General features: G+C 35.3%; 29 protein-coding genes. 6 read left to right on the forward strand and 23 right to left on the reverse strand.

Annotated features, from left to right (window positions below):
• Nucleotides 1–7: 7 nt before the first annotated feature.
• Together ACUN0F_RS25010 and ACUN0F_RS25015 are read right to left on the reverse strand one after the other, a co-directional pair.
• On the reverse strand, nucleotides 8–1,033 hold the full coding sequence (locus ACUN0F_RS25010; protein WP_445540382.1) for an extracellular solute-binding protein: 1,026 nt from the start codon (nucleotides 1,031–1,033) through the stop codon (nucleotides 8–10).
• Nucleotides 1,011–2,003: an ABC transporter ATP-binding protein gene (locus ACUN0F_RS25015; RefSeq protein WP_088062929.1), complete on the reverse strand. Its 993-nt coding sequence runs from the start codon at nucleotides 2,001–2,003 to the stop codon at nucleotides 1,011–1,013. Before ACUN0F_RS25015 ends, ACUN0F_RS25010 begins: the two co-directional genes overlap by 23 nt.
• A gap of 160 nt (nucleotides 2,004–2,163) precedes the next feature.
• On the opposite strand from ACUN0F_RS25015, the gene ACUN0F_RS25020 reads away from it, so the two are divergent.
• Entirely contained in the window at nucleotides 2,164–3,057 is an 894-nt protein-coding gene (locus ACUN0F_RS25020; protein ID WP_097889321.1) for a LysR family transcriptional regulator, read from the forward strand.
• Between the two features lie 40 nt (nucleotides 3,058–3,097).
• Here ACUN0F_RS25020 and ACUN0F_RS25025 read toward each other — a convergent pair whose 3' ends face one another.
• Together ACUN0F_RS25025 and ACUN0F_RS25030 are read right to left on the reverse strand one after the other, a co-directional pair.
• Entirely contained in the window at nucleotides 3,098–3,622 is a 525-nt protein-coding gene (locus tag ACUN0F_RS25025; RefSeq protein ID WP_088610065.1) for a DUF4398 domain-containing protein, read from the reverse strand.
• 126 nt (nucleotides 3,623–3,748) lie between these two features.
• Nucleotides 3,749–5,017, reverse strand: coding sequence for an MFS transporter (locus ACUN0F_RS25030; protein WP_088062926.1), 1,269 nt, complete (start codon nucleotides 5,015–5,017; stop codon nucleotides 3,749–3,751).
• A 118-nt stretch (nucleotides 5,018–5,135) separates the two neighbouring features.
• On the opposite strand from ACUN0F_RS25030, the gene ACUN0F_RS25035 reads away from it, so the two are divergent.
• The 5 genes from ACUN0F_RS25035 to ACUN0F_RS25055 all read left to right on the forward strand — a co-directional run bounded on the left by ACUN0F_RS25035 (nucleotide 5,136) and on the right by ACUN0F_RS25055 (nucleotide 8,076).
• Nucleotides 5,136–6,350, forward strand: coding sequence for a helix-turn-helix domain-containing protein (locus tag ACUN0F_RS25035; RefSeq protein WP_088062925.1), 1,215 nt, complete (start codon nucleotides 5,136–5,138; stop codon nucleotides 6,348–6,350).
• A gap of 66 nt (nucleotides 6,351–6,416) precedes the next feature.
• Nucleotides 6,417–6,596, forward strand: coding sequence for an H-type small acid-soluble spore protein (locus ACUN0F_RS25040; protein WP_097889319.1), 180 nt, complete (start codon nucleotides 6,417–6,419; stop codon nucleotides 6,594–6,596).
• A 176-nt stretch (nucleotides 6,597–6,772) separates the two neighbouring features.
• The gene (locus ACUN0F_RS25045; protein WP_097889318.1) at nucleotides 6,773–7,108 is read left to right on the forward strand and encodes an antibiotic biosynthesis monooxygenase family protein; all 336 of its coding nucleotides are present in this window, start codon (nucleotides 6,773–6,775) and stop codon (nucleotides 7,106–7,108) included.
• Nucleotides 7,109–7,110: 2 nt separating this feature from the next.
• Nucleotides 7,111–7,716 carry a dienelactone hydrolase family protein gene (locus tag ACUN0F_RS25050; protein ID WP_097889317.1) on the forward strand — a complete coding sequence of 202 codons (606 nt, stop codon included), beginning with the start codon at nucleotides 7,111–7,113 and terminating at the stop codon, nucleotides 7,714–7,716.
• Entirely contained in the window at nucleotides 7,717–8,076 is a 360-nt protein-coding gene (locus ACUN0F_RS25055) for a hypothetical protein (RefSeq protein WP_097889316.1), read from the forward strand.
• Between the two features lie 27 nt (nucleotides 8,077–8,103).
• Here the strand turns inward: ACUN0F_RS25055 and ACUN0F_RS25060 are convergent, their stop codons facing one another.
• The 19 genes from ACUN0F_RS25060 to ACUN0F_RS25150 all read right to left on the reverse strand — a co-directional run bounded on the left by ACUN0F_RS25060 (nucleotide 8,104) and on the right by ACUN0F_RS25150 (nucleotide 23,517).
• On the reverse strand, nucleotides 8,104–8,502 hold the full coding sequence (locus ACUN0F_RS25060) for a DUF5367 family protein (RefSeq protein WP_141542714.1): 399 nt from the start codon (nucleotides 8,500–8,502) through the stop codon (nucleotides 8,104–8,106).
• Nucleotides 8,495–9,079 (reverse strand): TetR/AcrR family transcriptional regulator, encoded by a 585-nt coding sequence (locus ACUN0F_RS25065; RefSeq protein ID WP_097889314.1) that lies wholly within the window; start codon nucleotides 9,077–9,079, stop codon nucleotides 8,495–8,497. Before ACUN0F_RS25065 ends, ACUN0F_RS25060 begins: the two co-directional genes overlap by 8 nt.
• 87 nt (nucleotides 9,080–9,166) lie before the next feature.
• A complete protein-coding gene (locus ACUN0F_RS25070) occupies nucleotides 9,167–9,337 on the reverse strand; it encodes a DUF3951 domain-containing protein (RefSeq protein ID WP_060489754.1) in 171 nt (56 codons plus the stop codon).
• A gap of 62 nt (nucleotides 9,338–9,399) precedes the next feature.
• Nucleotides 9,400–9,711 (reverse strand): AzlD domain-containing protein, encoded by a 312-nt coding sequence (locus tag ACUN0F_RS25075; protein WP_017672964.1) that lies wholly within the window; start codon nucleotides 9,709–9,711, stop codon nucleotides 9,400–9,402.
• On the reverse strand, nucleotides 9,702–10,427 hold the full coding sequence (locus ACUN0F_RS25080) for an AzlC family ABC transporter permease (RefSeq protein WP_445540383.1): 726 nt from the start codon (nucleotides 10,425–10,427) through the stop codon (nucleotides 9,702–9,704). Before ACUN0F_RS25080 ends, ACUN0F_RS25075 begins: the two co-directional genes overlap by 10 nt.
• Nucleotides 10,420–11,256 (reverse strand): TrmB family transcriptional regulator, encoded by an 837-nt coding sequence (locus ACUN0F_RS25085; protein ID WP_088610059.1) that lies wholly within the window; start codon nucleotides 11,254–11,256, stop codon nucleotides 10,420–10,422. Before ACUN0F_RS25085 ends, ACUN0F_RS25080 begins: the two co-directional genes overlap by 8 nt.
• Before the next feature lie 391 nt (nucleotides 11,257–11,647).
• On the reverse strand, nucleotides 11,648–12,778 hold the full coding sequence (locus ACUN0F_RS25090) for an RNA-guided endonuclease InsQ/TnpB family protein (RefSeq protein ID WP_426933788.1): 1,131 nt from the start codon (nucleotides 12,776–12,778) through the stop codon (nucleotides 11,648–11,650).
• Nucleotides 12,779–13,601: 823 nt separating this feature from the next.
• Complete coding sequence (locus ACUN0F_RS25095) at nucleotides 13,602–14,375, reverse strand: flagellar basal-body rod protein FlgG (protein ID WP_088610292.1); 774 nt, start codon at nucleotides 14,373–14,375, stop codon at nucleotides 13,602–13,604.
• 42 nt (nucleotides 14,376–14,417) lie between these two features.
• A complete protein-coding gene (flhF, locus tag ACUN0F_RS25100) occupies nucleotides 14,418–15,737 on the reverse strand; it encodes a flagellar biosynthesis protein FlhF (RefSeq protein ID WP_088610291.1) in 1,320 nt (439 codons plus the stop codon).
• 14 nt (nucleotides 15,738–15,751) lie between these two features.
• Nucleotides 15,752–17,818 carry a flagellar biosynthesis protein FlhA gene (gene flhA / locus ACUN0F_RS25105; RefSeq protein ID WP_064476528.1) on the reverse strand — a complete coding sequence of 689 codons (2,067 nt, stop codon included), beginning with the start codon at nucleotides 17,816–17,818 and terminating at the stop codon, nucleotides 15,752–15,754.
• A 24-nt stretch (nucleotides 17,819–17,842) separates the two neighbouring features.
• Nucleotides 17,843–18,889, reverse strand: coding sequence for a flagellar type III secretion system protein FlhB (flhB, locus tag ACUN0F_RS25110; RefSeq protein ID WP_098639739.1), 1,047 nt, complete (start codon nucleotides 18,887–18,889; stop codon nucleotides 17,843–17,845).
• A 10-nt stretch (nucleotides 18,890–18,899) separates the two neighbouring features.
• Nucleotides 18,900–19,661, reverse strand: coding sequence for a flagellar biosynthetic protein FliR (locus tag ACUN0F_RS25115; protein ID WP_001055716.1), 762 nt, complete (start codon nucleotides 19,659–19,661; stop codon nucleotides 18,900–18,902).
• A 15-nt stretch (nucleotides 19,662–19,676) separates the two neighbouring features.
• Nucleotides 19,677–19,952 carry a flagellar biosynthetic protein FliQ gene (locus ACUN0F_RS25120; protein ID WP_001098085.1) on the reverse strand — a complete coding sequence of 92 codons (276 nt, stop codon included), beginning with the start codon at nucleotides 19,950–19,952 and terminating at the stop codon, nucleotides 19,677–19,679.
• Nucleotides 19,953–19,985: 33 nt separating this feature from the next.
• Nucleotides 19,986–20,744, reverse strand: coding sequence for a flagellar type III secretion system pore protein FliP (locus ACUN0F_RS25125; RefSeq protein WP_001220587.1), 759 nt, complete (start codon nucleotides 20,742–20,744; stop codon nucleotides 19,986–19,988).
• The gene (locus ACUN0F_RS25130) at nucleotides 20,741–21,061 is read right to left on the reverse strand and encodes a hypothetical protein (RefSeq protein ID WP_000121176.1); all 321 of its coding nucleotides are present in this window, start codon (nucleotides 21,059–21,061) and stop codon (nucleotides 20,741–20,743) included. The genes ACUN0F_RS25125 and ACUN0F_RS25130 overlap by 4 nt, the downstream gene beginning before the upstream one ends.
• Before the next feature lie 12 nt (nucleotides 21,062–21,073).
• Nucleotides 21,074–21,433 (reverse strand): flagellar motor switch protein FliN, encoded by a 360-nt coding sequence (gene fliN / locus ACUN0F_RS25135; protein WP_000680013.1) that lies wholly within the window; start codon nucleotides 21,431–21,433, stop codon nucleotides 21,074–21,076.
• A 10-nt stretch (nucleotides 21,434–21,443) separates the two neighbouring features.
• Nucleotides 21,444–22,430, reverse strand: a complete 987-nt coding sequence (fliM, locus tag ACUN0F_RS25140) for a flagellar motor switch protein FliM (RefSeq protein ID WP_000012366.1) — start codon at nucleotides 22,428–22,430, stop codon at nucleotides 21,444–21,446.
• A gap of 14 nt (nucleotides 22,431–22,444) precedes the next feature.
• Nucleotides 22,445–22,669 carry a flagellar motor switch protein FliN gene (locus ACUN0F_RS25145; RefSeq protein WP_000775712.1) on the reverse strand — a complete coding sequence of 75 codons (225 nt, stop codon included), beginning with the start codon at nucleotides 22,667–22,669 and terminating at the stop codon, nucleotides 22,445–22,447.
• Nucleotides 22,670–22,731: 62 nt separating this feature from the next.
• Nucleotides 22,732–23,517 (reverse strand): lytic transglycosylase domain-containing protein, encoded by a 786-nt coding sequence (locus ACUN0F_RS25150; RefSeq protein ID WP_445540384.1) that lies wholly within the window; start codon nucleotides 23,515–23,517, stop codon nucleotides 22,732–22,734.
• Nucleotides 23,518–23,718: the final 201 nt, after the last annotated feature.

Consider the following 23,718-nt stretch of genomic DNA (forward strand, 5'->3'; position numbering starts at 1 on the left):
CACCATCTTATTGAAATACTTTCTTAAATTGTTTTCCTATTTCATCTTGTTCTTTCTCAACTGTTTTCCAATCAATATTTAATACCGGAATCTCTTCTACATTCGGTCTATTTTCTGCTTTTATATCTGTTCTGCCTGGTAATAAATACGCTTTAGCAACTTGTTTTTGCACATCATCTGATAATAAATAATCAATAAACTCTTTTGCACCTTCTACATTTTTACTATCCTTCATAATACCTGCTGCACGCGGGCTAATAACTGTTCCGCTTTTTGGATAGACAATATCAACCGGTTCACCCTTTGCTTTTGCGCTGTACGTCATATAATCAACACCCGCAATTACCATGTCTTTCGCACCTGTTACTACTGGATCTAACGCTTCTTGGTTTGCACCTGCTACTGTAACTTCATTTTTCTTAAGCTGTTCAAATAAATTCCATCCATCTTTCTCATTCTTTTTCACATATCCTGTTACAAAGTCTAATGCTGAGCCTGATAGTGCTGGATCTGGAAGATTCACTTTTCCTTTCCATTCCCCTTTTGTTATATCGCTCCAATCTTCAGGCGCTGTCTTCACATTTTTTGTGTTATACACAATTCCTAACGCTGAAGCACTATATCCGAAATAATTTCCTTTATCGTCCGACCATTCAGAACGAAGCTTATCAGCTTGTTTCGCTTCTTTATAAGCTAACGTTTGCCCATCCTTTTTTAATCCTTCCATCGCTGGTAATGATGCAAGTACGACTACATCAACGACTGGATTTTTCTTTTCAGCTTCCATTCTCGCTAAAATCTTACCTGTTGTTCCTTGAAACATTTCTACTTTTATACCTGTTTTCTTTTCAAAGTCCTTTTGAATCTTTTCTGCTAATCCTTTTGGTCCTGCACTATATACAACAATTTTCTTTTCATTCGTATTTTTACTTTTTGCATCTGCATTACCTGTCTTTGAACTACACCCTGTTACTACAGCAGAAAATAATAACGTACATACAAATAAAGACTTAAGCGAACTGAATCTCTTCATACGATTCTCCCCCTATATGATGAATACATTTTTTTGGCACATATAACGATACTGGTTTACCGATGCTTAATTTACTATTGTGATAAACTGTCCATATTCCAAGTGCACCCATGTTTACTTTCATTTCATACCGTTCTCCTACATATGTAACGTGCTGAATTTCACCTGTATACATTTCGCAAACTTCATTTTTCGTCCAGCTCACATGCTCTGGACGAATCATTTGTTTACCCTCTACAAGCCAATTTGCCTTACCAACAAATTTTGCAACAAATTCATGAGATGGCTTCACATAAATGTCTTCTGGTGTTCCTTTTTGTAATACTTCTCCTTGTTTCATGACAATAATTTGATCTGACATTGACATTGCTTCTGTTTGATCGTGCGTGACATACAATGCCGTTAAACCAATTGAATGAACGATGTCCATAAGCTCTAATCGCATTTCTTCTCGCAAAATTGCATCGAGTGCACTCAGCGGTTCATCAAACAAAATAAAATGCGGTTTTGTTACAATTGCTCGAGCAAATGCGACACGTTGCTGCTGTCCACCAGAGAGTTCATGCGGATATCTTTTCTCCATCCCTTGCAAGCGAACTCTCTTTATTGCATCTTCTACTTTTTCCCGCAATTGATTCGTTTGCTTTGTAGCTCTTAAACCAAATGCAACATTTTCAAACACTGTCATATGCGGCCATAAAGCAAAATCTTGAAATACCATACCGATATTACGTTCATGAGGAGATGTTTTTATTTTTTTTGCACCAGAATACATGCACTTATCCCCAAAATATATTTCACCTTTATCTGGCTCTTCAAGTCCTGCAATCATTCTAAGTAAAGTCGTTTTCCCGCATCCCGAAGGTCCTAAAAGTGTGGTGAATTCGCCTTGTTTCATAACAATTTGTAATGGTTTCAACGCCTGTGTTTTTCCAAAGTTCTTTTCTAATCCATGAATTTTAATATCCATCGTATCACCTCTCTCCCCTTACTCTTAACCTGCTTTCATTCTATATGGAAGATTTATACTGAATGTTAATGTACTGTAAAGATTAAATTAAAAAACTTCTAATAAACTATTTATTTCTATAGATTTTTTCTATAGTTAGAAGAAAAAGGAGCAACTTGCCATGAATCTCTTAAAATTAGAAATTGTAGTGCTTATTAAGAAATATAAAAAACTTACACTTGTTGCAGAAAAACTTGGTGTTAAACAACCTACTATTACATTCCATATAAAAAGCTTAGAAGAGGAACTTGGTGTACCTTTATTTGAGTTACGATCCGGGAGATATTTCTTAACAGAGGCTGGTGAGGCATTGCATCATTATGCTTGTAAAATAGATGCACTTATGAAAGAAGCTAGGCGGGTCACGCAAGAGTTTAAAGATTTTCATAAAGGTGCTATAACAATTGGCGCTAGTTATGTACCAGCGACTTATCTTTTACCAGAAATGATTCACCAATTTCAATGCGAATTTCCAAATATAAAAATAACACTCATGGTAAAAACAGCTCCTGAAATTAGAACGATGCTACAAAATCATGAAATTGACCTCGGGGTAATTTCTGCAGCACCGTTTGATGAATCCCTTTTAAAACAGACGAATGTAATGCCTGATACACTTGTTCTTGCTTTCTCCAAAGAACATCATTTTTCAAAAAAAGAAAATGTATCACTACAAGATATCGAGAGGGAACGTATATTATTGCATCGTAATCCATCTACAACGAGAGATTTACTTACACAATGGACGTTAGCACATAACATTACGTTCCAATCTGAAATTGAATTAGATTCATTAGAAACGATGAAACAAATTTTAAAATACGGTAATGGAATTGCTTTTATTTCTAAACTCGCTATCGAACAAGAAATACAACGACATGAACTATGCTACATACCTATCCCTGGATTTGAATTTCAACGTAACATTTATACGATTCATCATGAGGACAGATGGAATTCTAAAATTATTTCTTTTTTACTACATAGCATCACTTCTTATGCCGCAAAAAATTAAAAGGCTGTCGTTATGCACGACAGCCTTTCAAACTATAACTCTATTTATTTTTCTTCGCTTCAACTTTTGCCTGCGCCTCTTCAGCCTTATCTAATGCTTCTGAAACTTTCTTCTCTTTTTCTTTCACGTCATCTATACTATCGACCGCTTTAATGAGTTTATCGATTCCTTCTTCTTCTACTTTTCTCCGCTTTGCCACTCTTTCATTTACTTTCTTTTCCACATCTTTTGCTTTTTGAAGCATATCCTCTGCATTTGATGTCACAGCTTTTTCAAGTGCATCGTCTTTTTTCTTTTGTAATACCTCATTTGCAATATCTTTCGTCTCTAAATACTTACCATCTTTTAATGATGTAGCTCCGCGCTCCAATAACTGAGCGACTTCTTTATATGCCTTCGCTTCATTTCCTGTTTTCTCTTTTTCCGCTTTTTCAAACCACATCGTTGCATCACTATATTTTTCATCTTTCAATGATTGCATACCTGTATCAATATACGTGCCATAATTACTACATCCAGCCATTACGGCTAACAGAAAAAGCATAACAAAACTTAATTTTTTCATGATGTTTTCTCCTTTTCTTTGTCTGCTCACTATACTGTAACATACATGAAAAAGAGTTTCAAAAACTAAAATACTAATTTGGTCATTTCCATGATGATAAGTCAAATTTTTATTATTTTCTTATTTTTAAGCAGACATATCTACTTGTTTTTTCGCCATATGTTGCTTTACTCCAACTAATACAACTAACAATAACCCCCCGCCTATCGTCATCATAACAATGCTAGTTGGCAACATATCTAATAATAATCCATATACAATCATACCGAGTGGTGCGATTGCAGTAGCAATTGTTTCAAGTAGGCCAAACACACGCCCTAAGTAGCTCGGATCTGTCGTTTTTTGCATATGTACTTGCATCGGAATATTTACAATCATAATTGCTATACCCGTTAACATCATAAAAGCAATATAGTAAATAAAACTTGCCCCTTTTGAAATGGTAACTACCAATGGGAAGACTGTACATAAACTTAAACCCGCAAACAAAAACAGCCCAGTATAAATAGAACGAAACGGATTATTCACTTCTTTACGCACCGATAAAGCAATCGCACCCATTAACATCCCGACTGCTAACATTCCCTCTACAGTACCGAGTTGCTTTGAAGATAGATGCAATGTATGGACGATAATATATGGAAGTGCTACGGTTAGCCCACACGCAAAAAAGTTTACCCACAATGCTATTTTCATTAAACCATATATTTCATGCTGTCGTTTTACATATGAAAATCCTTCTTTTATACTCGTCAAGAAACGCTCTTTACTCTCAGCCACTTCTTTTTTGTATAAATCAAATACAATAAATAATTGCAAAATAACTGCTAAAAAGAACGTAATACTATTTAACAAAAAGAACGACTTAATGGAAAAGAAACCAAATACAACTCCACCAATAATCGGCCCTAAAATATTTGATAAAGAAGCTGCCGTTTGATTTAAAGCACTCGCTTTTTGAATACGCCCCGCATCTACTAAATTAGGAATAGACGAAGTTAATGCAACAGAATAAAAACTTGCACAAATTGATAATAATGCCGCTGAAATATAGATAAAAAGAAGTGACGGTCCAAATATAGTAGCAAGAATAAACATAATAAGCATCGTTAAACTACTTAATAAATCAGTGCCAATGACAAGCCATTTTCGATTCACACGATCAGCTACAGCACCTGCAATCGGACCACAGATCATCCTTGGTAGTGATCCGCAAACGAGCGTAATAGCAAACCCCATCCCTGAACCAGTTGTCTTTAATACGTATAGCCCCATTGCGAATGTATAAATACCTGCCCCTAATAAAGACGTCATCTTTCCAATCATCATCAAAATAATATTTCTCGTTGCAACTTTCATTCTTGAATCATTTTCTCCTATACTTATATCTCCCATAATGACTTTCTCCCCTTAAAAGTTAAATTGTGTTAAACTTATTATATAATCAACTTTCCAATTTTTACAACAAAAAGTTAAATACAATTTAACTTTTTAATTATAAAGGAGCAATAATATGGCAACTCTCGGTGAAAAAATTAAAGCGTTACGTAAAGAAAAAAAACTTACACAAACAGAACTGGCAGGTTCGGAACTTACAAAAAGTATGCTTAGTCAAATTGAAAATGGAAAAGCTACCCCTTCCATGAAAACATTACAATACATCGCTGAAAAGCTTGAATGTGAAGCGAGTTTTTTATTAGAAGATGATGATGGAGAAATTGTGGAACTCATTACAAAAATGGAGCAACTCATAAAGAAAAACAAATGTGATGAAGTGTACGAGACTTTACTACCTATCGTTCAAAAAGAGCTCCCTTCTACTTTAAATACGGCTCGTATATACAAACAATTCGTAACTGCTGCGGTGATTATGAAAGATTACAACATTGAATCTTACGTAGAAAAAGCTGTTTCTATTTTCGAAAAATATAAGTTATACCGAGACAGTACGGAAACAAAATTAAAATTATCTTTTGCGATATTCACACGTAAAAAGTATGCAGAATGTTTACAACTTATATCTAATATTAGAAATGATTATGAAGAGAAACATTTAGAAATGGATCTTATTATACATATTGATTTATGTTTATATGAAGCCATCATATTACTGGCATGTGGCGATTATGAAAAATGTGAAGAAACGATATTAGAGACACTCACATTTTCAAAAAAACATCAAGTGTATTATAAAACAGATGTATTTTACCGGATTTTATCTTATCAAAAAGTCATTACAGTTGATAAAGAGCGTTATTTATATTACATAAAGAAATCTGAGCAATTTGCCATTTTTACAGAAGATACTCTATCCATTGCGATGACTAATATTTTAAAAGCCTATTACTACAACACGATTACTAATGAATATACAATCGCATTAAAACATCTAGAACAATATCGAGAAAAACTAAAAGATCAGCCCATTTTTCAAGACGACGGATTGTATTATCTTGAAAAAGGAAAATCTTTATACGGATTAAAACGTTACGAGGAAGCTTTAGAAGCATTACAACGTGGCATTATACCGGATTATATGAACCATCCATTGGATCAATCGTGGCTTACAACAGCAGGTGCATATCGTGCACTTTGTTACGTTAAACTGAATGATAAAAAAAGAGCTCTTGAAGAAGCAACAAAAGCAAATGAAATGATACAATCGTATCCGGATTCTATTTTCTCTTCATTTATTAAAGAAACATTACAAATAATACAAAAACTTTAAGAATGTCTCGAAATGGTATATTATTCCTCTTTTTTAGCAAAGATAATAATGATGGGAGGAATATAAATGAATATTCAACGTGCAAAAGAGCTTTCTGTTTCATCTGAACAAGCAAATGTCAGTTTTCAAGGCATGCCTGTTACAATTCAACACGTCGATGAAAACAACGAAACCGCCCGCATATATGAAGTTAAAAATCCAGACCGCGAATTAACGGTCCCCGTTAATAGCTTAGAGGAAATATAAAAAATGCCGCTTCGATTTTGAAGTGGCATTTTTCTTACTTTCATATAAATTCTCTATACCCCCTTGTTTTACAACAACTAAAAAAATAAGAATCTTCTACTTCTTTTCTTTTTTTAACCTGCTAAAATACAAACTATAAATGAATTATTCGCACTATATATTAAGGGGGAAAGATAATGAAATCTGCTTTAGAAAAAAACAATCATTATTATGCAGTTATATTCACTTCTCATTTATCAAATGATACGACAGATTATAGTACCGCCTCTGAAAAAATGGAGGAACTTGCAAAGCAGCAACCTGGATTTTTAGGTGTAGAAAGTGCACGAAATCATTCGGGACTCGGAATCACAATTTCTTATTGGGAATCACTTGCGGCAATTGACAATTGGAAACAGAACGCCTTACATAAAGAAGCGAAAAAAAGAGGTCGTGAGCAATGGTATGAAAACTTCCACCTGCGTATCTGCCTTGTTGAAAAAGAATTTAAGTTTCATAGAGGTACATTGTAACGATGAAGAAAAAATTAGCTCTCGTTATTGTTCATGAAATATATGGTGTGAACGACCATATGCATCACGTTACCCAACACTTCACTTCATCTCATATAGATGTATTCTGTCCTAATCTTCTACAATCGCAACATGCATTTCATTATAGTGATGAAGAAAAAGCATATCAACATTTTGTAAATAATATTGGATTTGATGATGGAAAAGAACAAATTAAAGAATTCATCAATACTCTTTCAAGTAATTATACACATATTGGACTTATCGGATTTAGTGTTGGCGCTACCATCTCCTGGCTATGCAGTAACAATCCGAAAATAGATTTTATTATCGGCTGTTACGGTTCCCGTATACGTGACTATATTCATATAAAACCAACATGTGCTACCTTACTTATTTTCCCTGAAAAAGAAGCTAGTTTTTCAGTATCCTCTTTCATTCAATCGTTGCAGCAACAAAAAAATCCTTTATTAGAAATAAAACAACTACACGGTGAACATGGATTTCTAAATCCGTACACAGAAAAATATAACGAGCACTCTACAAAGCAAGCATACAATGTAATAGATGCATTTCTTGTAAAAAACACTTTTATAAAGGAGCTATAAATGACGCTTACATTATTCTTACTTATTTTCATATTCATTGCCTTTTTCTCAGCACTAACTATCATTATTGTAACTATAAAAAAGGGGGAGTTTTCCAACCGCCCCTACTTACAATCTATTATCGTTTTCGTTTTATTTTCCACAAATTGGATTTTATATGTAACATCTTTTTATTCGTTACTCCCAGAGAAAGTTAGCAAGTTTATATTCTTGCCGATTTGGTTTTCCCTTTGTATGTTAGGGCTTATCGTTTTCTGGCGCGAATGGAGAAATAATCGTGTGTTCTCGATATGTATCGGTTTTCTTTCCTTTATTAGTTTTTTATTTGGGTTATTGTTGTTACTTCTGTCGGGGATGTAATTGTTGTAAAGAGGATAACATACCTCTTTACAACAACTTTTTTCGTTCCATGGCGAAAGGGATTAGTAAATATAAAGCATAAGCAATAACCATCCAAATGGTAAATGATATAATTTGCTGTGAGGAGAATTGTGAGAATAGATTAGAAGAATTATATAAAATGTAAGTATCTAAAATTAAACCGATTGCTGTACCGCATATACCTAACTTAATAACTGCATATTTTGTAGTATCTAGTTTTTTGTATAACCACATTACAAAGTATAAAGCTATAGCCGTTCCTAATTCAAGAAACGTCAATTGTAGAAAAAATCTATTTGAAGTATATTCTAATAAAATGGAAGAACCAAAAATAATGAAAAATGCTGAAGCAAAAAACCAAACGCCAATCGAAAATAAAATGGTGAGCCAAAGTCTATTATCCACTGACATTACCTCCCTTTTGTAGCACTGTAAGCTTTTCCAAGAGCATATACAAATCACCATATACTTTGTCTGTAGAAAAAGATGGATTGAATAATGCTTGCAATGCCAATCCGTCAATTAATGCATTACATAAAACGCTCCATGTTTCCGTTGAAATTTGAGATGTCATTGTATCTCCTATTTTTTTATTTAACACGCCTTTTAATTTTTGATTTTCATAATGTAACAATCCACCAATTTTATCTTTCATCGCATCATTTTGTAATCCACTTGCTACTAATTGAAAGAACAAATGATGATACATTGAATCTTTCACACATCTACTTTCCGCGGACTTTAAAGCCTTCTCTAACTGTACATCCTTTCCTATTTGTTCCCACGATGCTTTACAAAACGATTCAGTTACTTCAAGTAATAATTGATCCTTCGTTTTAAAATGATAATATACGGTACCTTGTGTAACTTGAGCACTTTCTGCAACTGCTTTTAATGTCAACTTTTCCATCCCTTGCTCTGCAATAATTGCTTTTGCTGCTTCTAATAACTTCTCTTTATTAACAACATTCGGTTTTGCCACTTCTACGACCTCCTTTTAAGTTAGTTGTATAACTAACTTAAATTATACAGAAAAATCAGATAAAACAAAAGGAAGAAAAGCCAACATTCAACTTTTCTTCCTTTTATTTTTACCTTTATCTTTCACTGTCACTGATTCACAAGGTGTATAATATATTTGAGGTGTCGCCTTATCAACAAACATCATAAACGTAATAAAGCCGATAATAAAGAAAATAAACAACGTTAACAAAATTGCTCCTATCGTTAAAAGTATCATAACACCACCCCTATATTTTTCATGTTATTACACTTTTCGCTATTATATGAGTGTAATCCTTTTTAGAAAAAGAAACGTAACAAAATAATCACAATCACTCCCGTTAATACTGTACCTAATAAACTACGAGTATATATTGCAACAAGAAATGTTGGGATTGCTGCGATAAGGTAATCCCACTGTATCGTCTCATGCATAAATAGTACTTGTGCTAAAAGTGCTGCTAATATCGCAATTGGTATGTAATTTAGCCATTTTAAACCCCAGTCTGGAATTTGTAGTTTGCTAAATACGAGTAAAGGTAAAATACGTGGCACGAGTGTGACAGCTCCAGCTGCTAGTAAAAGTAATAGTACGTCTAATCTCATTTCCATTTTTCAATCACAACTCCAATCGTCGCAGCTAGTAATGTTGCGATAATAACCGCTATACTATCTGGCATAAATAAGTGTGAAACGTATGCGATCATAATCGCTACAATTGCAACAGTAAGATGAATTGCTAGTTTCGGTTTACTACTTATGAGCTGAAGTACAAATAATCCGATAAACATTGCTGGTAATGCATAATCCATCCCGTACGTATGTGGATCTGGTATCCACTCACCAAACAGCCCGCCAATAATAGTAGCAAGAATCCAATTTAAATATGCTGTTACATTTAAGCCCATCATCCACCTGTCGCCTACATATCCTTTTTGCGCTGCATGCTGCACTGCAACGCCGAACGTTTCATCTGTAATTTGAGAACCGATAAATACGTTTTTTAATAGCGGAAGTTTCGTAAAGTATGGTGCAAGCGCAGCACTCATTAGAAGGTGGCGTAAATTAACAAAAAAGACGGTGAAAATGATTGCTGAAGCAGGAGCACCGGCTACATACATACCAGCTAATATAAATTGGGCAGAACCTGCATAAATTAAAGTGGACATAAATGCAATTTCAATGATGGAGAAACCTGCTGTTTTTGCAATTACACCAGCTGCTATACCGATGCTTAAATAACCAAATACAGTTGGTAAACAATCTTTTACTCCTTGCTGAAATGTATCATCGCTCTGCAAAGCTACATGTGCCTGAGCCTTACTCATCCATATCATCCTCCATTCTTTCCATCGCTCTTTTTCCTGTTACGACATGAACTAAATCTATATTTTCACGCCACAACGTATCTAACTTATCAGCCCCAAATTCCTTCGTAATTTCTTCGACCATAATATCGTGCCGCACATACTCTGTAGCAACGAGCACTAAAGCTGGGTCATACGTTGTTACGGCCCATGAGGTACTATCATTTGAAAAGTTCGCAATTAATACTTCCTCTCCATCACGAGCAATAACAGTTAAATGACCACCCATTCTCTTTTCAACAACGTGGGGCGTCATATAATTATGGTGAAACGTCGCGCCTATTTTTGTATTTGGAGCGCCAAATAAGATTGAAAATATATGTACACCTTCCTCTTCCTTTTGACGAATATATGGCTCAATTTCATGCACTTGATCTTCCCATACAGAAATCCATAACTCGTCCTTTGCCCTATTAATTATATTGCATATTTCTTTTACAACACGATCATTGGAGCGAATATGCGAAATTACATCTATTTGTCTCTCTTGTTCTAAACAATTTAATTTCCGGTCTAAAAATTCAAAGGACTTTTCAAAATCTTTTCGCATTCGATCCATTAGTTCCGTAGCTGGTACTGGTACATATTTCACTGGTTCAGTAGGAACGATATGCACTGCTCCTTTATCCATCAATTTACCGAGCACTTCATAAATCATCGAACGAGGTACTCCTGTCTGTTTACTCACTTCATACCCAGTTACTGGGGAATGTTTTAATAATCCAATATACGCTTTACATTCGTACTGGGAAAAACCTAACTTTTGTAATTCCTTTATTATTTCATCCAACGGTAATCCCTCACATTCTATATAACTCTCATCTCAAAACGATACATATATATTAGTAGTTATTAGTATACCTACTAATATAAAAAAACAGACCTACAAAGTCAATTGATAATTCTGAAATTTAACCCAAAAATAAAAAGCCTTTCATCAGAAGGCTTTTTCTACATACTATTTCACTTATTTTAGTTGCAACGTATTTGATAGATTCTCCTCCAAATGCTCCCGTAAAGTAGAACCTGTATACTCTTCCGATACGATAAACTTAACTAAATCTATACAATTCAATCAAATTTATACAAATTAGTGCTTCATCGTGTTCTCGCAACCCCGAGGGGACGAGGGGTATAACACTCCACACGAGGCAGTATCGTTACCTCCTATTATCAAGCATTTATTTTACCCATCTTGATAAATTTATCGAAGCATTTACATCCCTATCATGATGGCTATTGCACCCAACACAACACCACTCACGTATTTTTAAACTCCACTGTCCTTCTGGTTGAACTGAATGGTCGTATTTTACTCCGCAACATGAGCAAATCTTGCTTGAGGCGAACCATTTATCAGCTTTTACATACTCAATGCCATACTTCTCGCACTTGTATGATAAACATTGAAAGAAGAAGTTTAATTTTTGAAATGAAAATGCTTTCGATAGTTTTTTGTTTTTTAACAGGTTTGAGATAGATAAGTCTTCCACAACAATCCTCATTGGTTTGGTTTTCACCAATTTAGCTGTTGCTTGATGGATATGGTTATTTCGGATATTCATAATTTTCCTAGATAACCGCAGGTGCTCAGTTTTGGCTTTTTCATATCCGGCAGATTGAATTTTTACACCTTTTTTAAATCTCCTAGACATATCTCTTTGCGCTGACTTTTTCCTTTTCAAAAGTTTTTTAACCTTAGCATCTTTGTTTATATTTCGTTCTTTCGTACCATTAGAAGCTACAAACAGCTCTTTTAAACCAACATCCACACCAATCGACTCATTGGTTAGTTCTTGTGATGCAAAGTCTTCTTGGAACCCTACACTAATCCACCAGTGACGACCATCAAAGGTAACTCTTGGATTTGATGGCTTTTTGTTTCTTGGTAGTTGTTGGCTTGTTTTCACTTCTCCAACGGACTGAATATGAACTACTTTCTTTCCTATAATCAGTCTTTCATAATTAGCATAAAATCCTTGGATTAAATCTTTTTTGGATTTATAAGAAGTGTGAGAACCATTTCTGTACTTTTTGAACGAATGTTTCCTCGCCTTATCAAAATCTTTTGAAGCCTGTTTGGGAACTTGTGCGTTGATGTCATTTAACCACTCATATCTCTTTCGCTTCTTGATCTTTGTAAATCGTTTCTGTAAAGCTAACTGTGAAACAGATTTTCCAAATAGCTTATAGTATCTATCACTCATTCTTTTACAATAGTTATAAGCGAATCTTGCAGCACCAGCATGGTTTCTAAGCACTTTTTCTTGTTCAGGCGTTGGAATCAGTCTGACTTTCTTCGCCAATATCATCAGAAGCCTACTCCTTTACTGTGCGATTATTCGGGCACTCACCTTTCAGATAATGAAAGATTTATTCTTCTGAATAGTAGCGTACTCCACCAGCATTCTCCTAAGACTACTAGGATACAAACCTGTTAATTCCGATACTTGACTAACTCGTGAAAATTTCATTATTATTCTCACCTCATTGAATCCACCATAGCACATACGTTCTATATATTCAATGAAGTTTGATAGATTCAATAAAATTTATCTCGTTCAACTAAGGGCGCAATTCCTTAGCCAGTTCTCTTATGAACTTCTCATGTTTTCACATGAGCGCAGACTATATGTTTATCTCTTTAGAGATAGAGGATTTTCCACCACCATAGGCTTGTGGTGTACTCTCGTCAGTTATACGAGATAGTCGTTGAACGTTCATCTTATCCATTTTGACTTAGATGATTCGAGGCGGAAGACCCATTATTCTAATGTTTAGGATTTAACCTTGCACCATCTGATTGATTTTTTCTGCTTTCGCGACATTCACACTCGCTATTTCTAGCCACGTTGTAGTTCAATCAGCTTTAGGGATTGCCCGCAGTTACCCCTCACTACTAGCCAATCACTTGACTAGCAGGGCTTGCTGATATATTTAATTAACTTTGGTTATAATTGGTTAAATAAATCGTAACAGTTAGTTACCCCTTTTTTAATTCACTTAGTTAAATAAACATTGCTATCATTATGAAATTCTATCCTCACAATAACGATGTTGATAATCATTATCATTTTATGATGTAACTGTAATAAAAGCAATAATAAAAAAAAGACTTCCGCTATGGGAAGTCTCTTATCTCAATATTTCATTCGCTTCTTTTTCATAAATTTTATCAAATGAAGTCATAACACGTTGTGACGCTGAAATCATTTTTTGATCTGTCATAAGATCAGCCATCTCTTTCGTCATATCTACATTTGAATTTTCTAGCATATGATTTTTTACTGTCCCTGTTCCGTTCGGTAAATCAGCAATGTTTCCTTCTGCTAGTGTAAAGCTTTTGTTCTCTCTTTGTACGAGACGATTATTCGCTTCTGCACCTACTGTTTTTGTTTGCAGGCGGGCAATATTATTTTGTGTTACTGCATCATATAACGTACCGTCTGCTTGTACAGCTACTTTTGCTCCTTCTGGAATACGAATACGTTCATTATTCTCTCCCATTACGAAAGCGCCTGAAGTTGTTTGTAAATAACGATCACTATTTAATGTAAAACTACCGTCTCTCGTTAAAAACGTTTCATTATTTTTAGATGTAACGAAAAACGATGATGTGCCGGCCGTACCGTCATCTAAAAAGAAATCTGTATCACTATTTGTCATTTGTATATTTCCTTGTACTAAGTTCACATGCGTTGCGGCTGGTACTACAGCGTAATCAGTCGAACCGATATTTGTCACAGCCCCATCTCCGCGGCGATATGTGTCTTGTACATCAAATACTTTAGAAGTCATATTTTCTGCTTTAAATCCTGTCGTTTGAGCATTTGCAACGTTATTCGAATGAACATTAATGCGCTGCATGTAATTCATCATACCCATAGAACCTATATAAAGACCGTTCATAATCGTTTGAATAAGGCAGTTGCCTTATCCTTCACCTCTCTTCTATGATGTTTGCAACATTTGTTTCGCTAAATGTTCAGCTGTAGCGATATGTATATGTTGCTTCACGTCTTGTCCGTCTGTCATTAATACAATTGGAGCTGATGATACTGCTGGAATTTTCAACAATTCACCACTACTTGCTGTTTCATCAAATTTCGTAAATACGATACCATCAATATGAATATCTTTAAAATTCGTAATGATTTCAATCATGTCTTTACTTTTCATCGAAGCTGATAACGTTAAACAAATATAATCTGGCTCTACTTGTCCCATCGTTTCAATCATTTCTTCTACTGTTTCTGACGCACGATAATTTTTTCCGGCTGTATCAATTAAAATATAATCGACGCGCGCTTCTTCTTTAAAATACGTAAGCGCTCTTGTCATTGCAGCTTCATCACGTACAGCGATTACTTCAAATCCAATTGTCTTTACGTAATCTTGCAGTTGCTGTACTGTTCCAATGCGCGAATGATCTGTCGTAATAAAACCGACCGTTTTTTTCTTACCGTGAAACTGCCATGCCATTTTCGCAAGAGTCGTCGTTTTTCCAACTCCAGTTGGGCCGATTAATGCAATTGTTTGCACTTCTTTTTCAAAAACGTTTTCCGTATTGAAATGAGATCTCATATCTTCCAATATGTATCCGATCACTTCTTCTTCTGTAATCATCGTTGCATTCTCAAACTTCACTTTTAACTTCTCAGCATATGCATGAATGAAATATTGTTCTACATCGTTTTGCTCTAGCATGCGAATTACTTTTTGAATAATAAACGGTACAGATTCTTGGTTTTCTTTTTTTACAACCACTTCTTCTTTCTTGACCGGAACAACTTTTTTCACAGTTTTTTGCTTTTTTGTTACTTTCGCTACTTTCGTTTCTTCCGTCTGTTTCACAACCACGATACCTTTTTCAAACAGCTTTAATAGTTTCTCTTTCTTTCTTGTCCATTCTTCACTATTTCCTGTTTGCATCGCCGCATATGACATAGAAGTCGTCACGTTTTCTAAATTGTGCAGTACCGATTGAATTCCGTTCGCCTTTACAATTTGTTCTGAAGAATCGTTTACAACATCCATTAGTTGTTCATGAAATTGAGCTGTGCCTTCATTCACTTCTTCCTGTTTATCCTCTGGAAAAGCAACTAACATTTCATAATTCTTTTTCCAAAAAAACGGGATATTTCGTTTTACACTTTCATCGACAACGTAATAATAATCTGTACCATATTGGTCAAATAACTTTCGATACAATTCATTTTTCGAAGCTGCTTTTATTCGCATTAACGCTTCTTTCTTTTCTGTACTTTCCATTACTTCACCCCCTACTATTCAATATAGGCAATTTGATCTACAACAATTTCCGGTGCTAATTCGCTAATACAAAGTACTTGCGCTTCTACTTGATAACGCTCAAGAAGTCTTACAATCGCAAATCTGAAATCTTTTCTACGCGTTAGTAATACTGGTTCTCTTCCCATTAAACGAGCTTGTTTAAAGACACGCTGTACTTGTTCAACAACACGTGTTTCTAAATCTAAATCCCAGTTTAATAAGTAACCTTGGTATGAATTATTTACAACATCCGCATCTAACTCGATTGAATCTGAGAAGAGCGCCGCATAAATTTTACCGTCAGGATTTTTCGCATTTTCACAAATCACTTTTGAAATACATTCACGGACGAATGACGTTACACCGTCAACGTGGTTTTGATAAATTTCTTTTCCGTCAATAATACCTTCAATAATGGTTGGTAAATCACGAATAGAAATACCCTCTTTTAAAAGTTGTTTAATAACATTTTGAACGAGTGATAAGTCAATTTCTTTCTTCTTAATCTCTTCTAATAAAACACCGTTATCATTTTCAAGCGAGTTAATTAAGTCTTTTACATGTTGACGCTGAATTAACTCATGAAGATTACGTCTAACGACAACATCTAAATGTGTAATTAATATGCTAAGCGGCTCTAATACTTGATAGCCTTTCATTTGTGCATCTTGTACCATATGCTCTAAAATCCAATATCCATCTTCACCGAAAATTGGATCTTTCGCTGGTTCTGCATCTAAATCGGCCATTACATTTGGTGTTTTCAATGCTAATAAATAACCTGATTTTAAAACACCTTCAGCTGCCTTCGCACCTTTAATACGAATAATGTAACGTCCGCGTGGTCTAAAACTCGTATTATCTTTAAAGTTAATGCCAGGAACGTTAATACCAAGGTCGGTAATAATCGACTTCCTCATAAGAACAACTTTATCACGAGCTGTTTCCCCGTTAATCTTCTGCTTTACAAGTGCTGCTAAATCTAAACCGAGTTCTACAATAATTGGATATTTATCTGTAAATACTCCGAATGAATCTTCCACTTGTTGCAGTTGTTCATCTTCGCCTTGAATCATTTCTAATTCTTTTTGAAGCTCGTCTTCTTTTTCTTTCTTTATTCGGTTTTTATTACGAATTCCTAAGAAAATAATTGTTCCACCAACAAGAGCAAACGGTAGAAATGGTAGCGGAGTGAAAATACCCATCGCAATAAATAAACCACCAAGCGCATATACAACAACTTCATGTGCTAATAACTCTTTAAAGATACCTTCAGTTACCGTATCCGCTGAACCATCAAATACACGTGTTACGATAATACCTGTTGAAATCGCAAGCATTAACGAACCGATTTGGTTTACGATTCCGTCACCGACAGTTAGCTGTGTATAGTGAATAGCTGCTTCAGCAAAACTCATGCCCTGCTGCATCATCCCGACAATTAAACCGAAAATAATGTTTACGAATAAAATGACAATCCCGAAAATAACGTCCCCTTTAATGAACTTTCCGGCACCATCCATCGCTCCGTAAAACTCTGTTTCCATATTTAATTTCTTTCGTTTTGCCTGTGCATCTTTTTCAGTAATAATACGCTGGTTTAAATCAGCATCGATCGACATTTGTTTCCCGGGTAAAGAATCAAGTGTAAAACGAGCTGCAACTTCAGCTGTACGAGATGCACCGTTTGCAACGATAAACTGGAATATGATTAATACTATGAAAATAACGATACCAATTAATAAGTTCCCGCCAATAACAAACTGACCGAACTCTTCAATAACATGCCCCGCATTTCCGTCTGTCAAAATCGCTCGCGTCGTCGATACGTTAATCGATACGCGGAAAATCCCGATTAATAACAGCATCGTCGGAAATGACTTTAATTCATCCCACTCGTTAATACTTGTTGCTCGCATATAAATAAGCACTGACATACTTAGTAAAAAAACGATAACGATATCAAGTATAAATGGTGGAAGTGGAATTAAGAGCGCCACTACGAATGACGCTGCTAAAAAGATAGAAAAATAGGTTCTTGCAGAATCTATCTTAAACACAAGAGATCTCCTCCAACCGCGCTATTATACTTCAAGTTCATTCGTTTGAATTAAATAACGCATAACTTCAATTACAGCTACGTATAAATCTTCTGGAATCGTCTCATCTTCCTCGACTTGATAATATAAAGAACGAGCAAGCGGACGGTTTTCCACCATTGGTATTTCTTGTTCGCGGGCAAGCGTTCGTATGTATAATGCGAGCTCATCTTCCCCTTTTGCAACGACAATTGGCGCCGAATCAACCTGTTTATTGTACCGAAGTACGACCGAAATATGAGTCGGATTGTTTACAATAAACGTTGCACCATCCATCTTCTTCGCAATTGTCCCTTGCAAGATGGCATGCATAAAGTTTTTTCGCTTTCCCTTTACTTGCGGGTCCCCTTCATTATCTTTATGCTCTCTTTTTACTTCTTCTTTTTTCATCTTAATATCTTGTTCGTACTCCCATTTTTGATAAATAAAATCAATAATAGAAAGAACGATTAATATAATTAAAATAGCTAAAAAGATAAATTTAATTTGCCTAATAATTTCAGTAAGTGACGCAGTCCAGTTAAATCCAATCATACTAACGATTTTCTCTAAATTCTTTTTAAAGAGAACGTAAGCAACGTAGCCGATTAATCCCATATAAAATAGTGATTTCAAAATATCTACTAAACTTTTACGACTAAACAATCTCGTAAAATAGTTTTTGGGGTTAATACGCGACGCTTTCGGCTTAATAACTTTAGAAGAAAATAAGAAACCGACTTGAATCATATAATTAAATAAATGAAAAGCGTATACGAGTATTAATATCGGCGCGGATACTTTTAATAATAAAATCCCCATTAAATAAAAATACTCAGTTGAATCTGTATTTTTTCCAATTTGATCAAACAGTACTGCTACAGAGTTTGCAATCTCATAACCGAGCCAATCTCCGAAAAAGTAAACGACAACTGCTAATACAAGTATGGAAAATAAATTATTTAAATCTTTACTCCGGGCAATATTCCCTTCTTCACGCGATTTCTTACGCTTCTGCGGGGTGGCCTTTTCTGTTTTATTATCCTTTGCCATGCGCGTCCCCCTACTTCGTTAAGAAAAAGTTAAATAGTTTCGTATATTCCTCAAGCAATACATCCGTCATATTTTTAAACACATAACCGAGCATCGGTACACTCATCGCAATAAACAAAATACCACATGTAATTTTAATAACATACGCATTCATAAAAACGTTTAATTGCGGAGCGTTTTTTGCGATTAAAATTAAAACAAAGTTAATGATGAACAAACTTCCCATAAGCGGAAGAGCAATTTCAACCGCTGATGTAATCGCAAATAATAACGTTGCGAGTAGACTATCTAGGAAACTAGTCGTCAGCAATTTTGAAATCGCCTCTGTATATTGAAACGACTTTAAAATCGTGGCAACGAAATAATTAATGCCGCCAAGTGAAATAAAAATAATGAGAAAAAATATATCAAAAATGGTTGAAAGTAAAGTAGACTGTGAACCTGCATTTACATCAAACAAACTTGCCTGTGATAAACCGATATCAAAGTCTAAAATATGCCCTGCCATTTTTGGAATGTTCCACAGCATTTCTACAATTTTTGAAAGCGATAATCCAATTACAATTTGCGTACCTGCATAAGCTGCAACGTCCCAAGTTGTCTTTATGTGAGAGACATCAACTTGATCGGCAACTGTAATTGAAAGAGCAAGTCCAACTGTAACTTTCGCCATTGCTGGAATGGATCGCCCTGAGAAAAACGGTAAAAAATATAAAAATGAAGTAATGCGGCAAAACGCAAAAAACGTCGCCGCCCATAATTCCATATTCATTTCAGTTCACCTATCTTAGTACGAACGCAATAGCGATGGAATTTTATCAAATAAATCTAAAATAAGCGTCGTTAACTCTTGAAACATCCACGGACCTAAAATGATAATAACGAGTACAATACTCGCCATTTTCGGTAAAAACGTCAGCGTTTGTTCTTGAATTTGCATCATCGCCATAATGACAGCGATGATAATAACGACAATCATACTTACGCCGGCAACCGGCATTAAAATCATAACCCCTTTATAAAAAAAGGTTTGAAAAATATCTATAATTGGTGACGTATTCATTTATATGACTCCTATCACATAGCATCAAACGCTTCAGGCGACCGTTTTAAACATAATGTCGACGATTTTTGTATATCCACCTAAATATACGAAAACGAGTATTTTAAATGGTAAACTTAAAATCATCGGCGGTACCATCATCATCCCGAGGTACATTAAAAGTGTACTAATAATCAAATCTATAAATACAAACGCTAAATAAATGAACATCCCCGTTAACAACCCTTTTTGGATTTGCGTTAACGTAAAGGATGGTACGAGCGTAAATAAGGAAAGATCTTTCAAATCTTTCGGCAACTCTTCTCCGCGCACTTTCAGCATCATTTTTAAATCATGCTTATATGTATGCTTTGACATATACTCTTTCATAATCGGAGCTGTCGTCTCCGCAGCTTGACTTACTGTTATTTTCTCTTTCGTCATCGGATCCCAAACATCGCTCTTTAGCTGCCCAAGTACAGGCTGCATCGTGAAGAGGGATAAAAATAGTGCAAGTCCAACGAGTACTTGGTTCGGTGGTAAGTTCATTACCCCAAGTCCTTGACGTGTAATCCCAAGAACGATCATAAAATAAGTAAAATGTGTAAATAATAGAACGATAGATGAAGATAATGATAAAAGGGTAACGAGCGCAAATAGCTGTACACTTGAATTACTCGTAAACTCTTTTCCATTTTCGAAATTAATAAAACCGTTCGGGGCCGCATACGCTGGATTTACAAAAACAATTGAAAAAACGATAGAAAATACGAAAATAACGGCTAATAATGATAACTGTTTCTTTATTCTCATGATGGATCCTCTACTTTTTTCGTTTCACTCTTCACCGCGTCTTCTAGCGCTTGTTGAAACTGATTTCCTGTTCCTGTTAATTGCACAGATTGTACACCATTATTACTAATAACAGTGAACACTTGCTTGCCATCTACTTCAAATAAAAAGGCACTCGTTTGATGATTTAAATACACGCCGTCTTTTACTTGAATATGGCCATTTTCACCTTGTTTAAAAAACTGCTGCTTGCGCGTCTTTTTCGTCATATAATATGCACCGTAGCCGAGCGCACCAAACAGTAAAACGACTTGAAATAAGGTCGTCATATACGACATATGACTCCTCCTCTACTCTTTATCTTGCATTTGACTTTGCGCTTTCATAAGCGCGGCTTGCTTCTTGTCAGCTTCAATTTCAGAAATGATAATACCGAACTTCTCGTCCATTACGATCGCTTCACCGATGCCGACTTTCATATTACTTAAATACACATCTACTTTATGCCCTAGGTTTTTCTCTACTTCCAGAACATCGCCAACTTTTAACTGTTTCACATCACCGAGCGTAATAGATGACTTTCCAAGCTTTACACCAAGTTCAATCGAAATATCTGAAACAGTATCAATATGTGCTTTACTTGCTTCATTTCGCTTTCCTGCAAAATCTTCTAATCCCATTAATGACACAGGAGATACTTCATGCTTCATATGGATCCTCCTACTCTACAAAACTTTTAAATAAGAGCGCCTTACGCGTTCCATCTTTTCCAATAAAACAATTAAATTTATGCTTTCCATCTACATAACCGAGTAATTCATCCGAAACTTTCGTATGAAGCGGAATAATATCGCCTTCTTCAATTTGTTCAATCTCACCCATCGTCATCTTCTGCTCACCAATCGCAACGTGAACTGGTTTATACACTTGATTTACTTTCACTTCCACTTCAGACGTATACTTTTTACGCTTATCCGAAGAATGTTCGACAATATTTTCAGACGTTAACTTATCCATAATTTCTTCAACAGATAAGAACGGAATTCCGATGCGCACTGTCGTATTCCAAAAATCTGTTTTCATATTTACGTTTAGTAATGAAATGATATCACTCGCTGTCGTAATCTTTAATGCATTCGGATCTGTCTCCGTCGTTACAAATTTCGGTTCAATCGCAACAACACTTTCAAATGATTGCTCTAAATTTTTGCAAAGGAGCATAAAAATATTATCCAGTGTTAAAAACTCAAATGCGGTAAGTGGTCTGCGCATCGTAAAGTTACGCTTACTATCTCCGCCAAGCCAACATTCATGAATGTAAATAACGAACGCTAAATCAATTTCAATGACAATTTCTCCAAGCTCTGGAAGGCCAAGATCAATAACGCAATATAAATAGTAATCTTTCGGCATTTTCTCCACATACTCACTCGTAAACGGAACTTGCTCAACCGTTGAAGGCTCAAGCTCAATTGGAATACGCATACGCGCTGACAACGTCTGTGACGTCTGTTTACCAAATGTAGAAGCAATTGCTTGCAAGCTACGTAAATGCTCAACACCGAACTTCTCCGGTCTATTAAAATCATACTCTTGAAATTTCTCTTGCTTTCCTGCTTCTTGTGCGAAAGCTGGCATTTCCTCGCCTTCATTTACCGCCTTCAGCAGGGCATCAATTTGCTCTTGGCTTAATTTTTCGCCACTCATGACAATCCCCTTCCCTACCTTTTCAATTCAACGATTTCAACGTACATCTTCCCGTTTTTCGTTAAAATCTTTCCGGTTCCAATCTCTTCATTCTCAAGCATAAGACGCACCGTATTTTTCGTTGAATTTTCAAGACGATACAATGTACCTTTCGTAATATGAAGCAAATCTTCAATTTTCTTTTTCGTATTTCCGATTTCAAAATAAATTGTTAACGGAATATCATCTTGTAATTTCAAATCTAGCCAACTCCCATATCATGTTCACGAAAATTTCATGTTCTCTCTATATATGAAACTTCTTATTTTGAAACGTCGATATTTAATATTTTTTTAATATATCCTTGCGTTTCTTTAAATGGCGGTACGCCTCCGTACTTTCTCACATTACCAGGTCCAGCATTATAAGAAGCAAGTGCCAATACTAAGTCGCCGTTATTTTTCTTTAAATAACCGCTTAACTCTTTCACACCACCCTCAATACTTTCAGCTGGTGAAAATGGATTTTTTATACCCATCTCTTTCACATTCGCCGGCATAAGCTGCATAAGACCCATCGCACCTGCATGTGACACCGTTTTCGGATTAAAATCAGATTCTACTTCAATCATTTTTTGAATTAACATTTTCGGAATTCCGTATGTACGACTGACTCTATCAATAATATCCTCATACTTCCCTTCATTGGAAGAACGTATTTTTTGAATATTATACTTCTTCGTTAATTCCCACGTATCAGCAGCCTCATTTTTCGTTTCTGGGAAACGTCGTTCAAACTCTTTTTGTGCGACTTGCACTTCATCTACGTTCTTCGTTTCAGCTTTTTCTTCAGGCTTACTCGCTTCCTCTACTTTATTAATAGATTGTTCCGGTTTATTTACGACCGTTTCTATTTTCGTAGATTGTGCCGGCTGACTCATATCCTCTACATTTACCGGCTGCGCAGTTCCCTTCGTCTCCTTCGCAGGTTCACTCTGCAACTTCTCTTGAAAACGACTACTAACGAATGCTTGTGGACTACTTAGCTTTTGCTGAATTTGTCCTTTCTTATATGCAAGCACTTCTTTTACTATATTTCCAACTAACATAATATCACCTTTTCGGTAAACAAAGATAATCTAATATTAGAGTTTTTTTTTAAAGTTTGCAATAATCCTTTTAATAATATTGTAATAAAAAAATGAATATATTGTTAAACTGTTATTTTTTTATATTTATTAATTCGAATTTTTAGTTGACACCCGCTATGACAGGGATTACAATAAATCTCGAAATTGATTTTTTCGCAT

Source organism: Bacillus sp. 1A (assembly GCF_052682215.1).

Coding starts and splice junctions, on each gene's coding strand:
- ACUN0F_RS25010 (WP_445540382.1), bottom strand. CDS start 1,033: ATGAAGAGATTCAGTTCGCTTAAGTCTTTATTTGTATGTACGTTATTA.
- ACUN0F_RS25015 (WP_088062929.1), bottom strand. CDS start 2,003: ATGGATATTAAAATTCATGGATTAGAAAAGAACTTTGGAAAAACACAG.
- ACUN0F_RS25020 (WP_097889321.1), top strand. CDS start 2,164: ATGAATCTCTTAAAATTAGAAATTGTAGTGCTTATTAAGAAATATAAA.
- ACUN0F_RS25025 (WP_088610065.1), bottom strand. CDS start 3,622: ATGAAAAAATTAAGTTTTGTTATGCTTTTTCTGTTAGCCGTAATGGCT.
- ACUN0F_RS25030 (WP_088062926.1), bottom strand. CDS start 5,017: ATGGGAGATATAAGTATAGGAGAAAATGATTCAAGAATGAAAGTTGCA.
- ACUN0F_RS25035 (WP_088062925.1), top strand. CDS start 5,136: ATGGCAACTCTCGGTGAAAAAATTAAAGCGTTACGTAAAGAAAAAAAA.
- ACUN0F_RS25040 (WP_097889319.1), top strand. CDS start 6,417: ATGAATATTCAACGTGCAAAAGAGCTTTCTGTTTCATCTGAACAAGCA.
- ACUN0F_RS25045 (WP_097889318.1), top strand. CDS start 6,773: ATGAAATCTGCTTTAGAAAAAAACAATCATTATTATGCAGTTATATTC.
- ACUN0F_RS25050 (WP_097889317.1), top strand. CDS start 7,111: ATGAAGAAAAAATTAGCTCTCGTTATTGTTCATGAAATATATGGTGTG.
- ACUN0F_RS25055 (WP_097889316.1), top strand. CDS start 7,717: ATGACGCTTACATTATTCTTACTTATTTTCATATTCATTGCCTTTTTC.
- ACUN0F_RS25070 (WP_060489754.1), bottom strand. CDS start 9,337: ATGATACTTTTAACGATAGGAGCAATTTTGTTAACGTTGTTTATTTTC.
- ACUN0F_RS25075 (WP_017672964.1), bottom strand. CDS start 9,711: ATGGAAATGAGATTAGACGTACTATTACTTTTACTAGCAGCTGGAGCT.
- ACUN0F_RS25080 (WP_445540383.1), bottom strand. CDS start 10,427: ATGAGTAAGGCTCAGGCACATGTAGCTTTGCAGAGCGATGATACATTT.
- ACUN0F_RS25090 (WP_426933788.1), bottom strand. CDS start 12,778: ATGATATTGGCGAAGAAAGTCAGACTGATTCCAACGCCTGAACAAGAA.
- ACUN0F_RS25095 (WP_088610292.1), bottom strand. CDS start 14,375: ATGAACGGTCTTTATATAGGTTCTATGGGTATGATGAATTACATGCAG.
- flhF (WP_088610291.1), bottom strand. CDS start 15,737: ATGGAAAGTACAGAAAAGAAAGAAGCGTTAATGCGAATAAAAGCAGCT.
- flhB (WP_098639739.1), bottom strand. CDS start 18,889: ATGGCAAAGGATAATAAAACAGAAAAGGCCACCCCGCAGAAGCGTAAG.
- ACUN0F_RS25115 (WP_001055716.1), bottom strand. CDS start 19,661: ATGAATATGGAATTATGGGCGGCGACGTTTTTTGCGTTTTGCCGCATT.
- ACUN0F_RS25120 (WP_001098085.1), bottom strand. CDS start 19,952: ATGAATACGTCACCAATTATAGATATTTTTCAAACCTTTTTTTATAAA.
- ACUN0F_RS25125 (WP_001220587.1), bottom strand. CDS start 20,744: ATGAGAATAAAGAAACAGTTATCATTATTAGCCGTTATTTTCGTATTT.
- ACUN0F_RS25130 (WP_000121176.1), bottom strand. CDS start 21,061: ATGTCGTATATGACGACCTTATTTCAAGTCGTTTTACTGTTTGGTGCG.
- fliN (WP_000680013.1), bottom strand. CDS start 21,433: ATGAAGCATGAAGTATCTCCTGTGTCATTAATGGGATTAGAAGATTTT.
- fliM (WP_000012366.1), bottom strand. CDS start 22,430: ATGAGTGGCGAAAAATTAAGCCAAGAGCAAATTGATGCCCTGCTGAAG.
- ACUN0F_RS25150 (WP_445540384.1), bottom strand. CDS start 23,517: ATGTTAGTTGGAAATATAGTAAAAGAAGTGCTTGCATATAAGAAAGGA.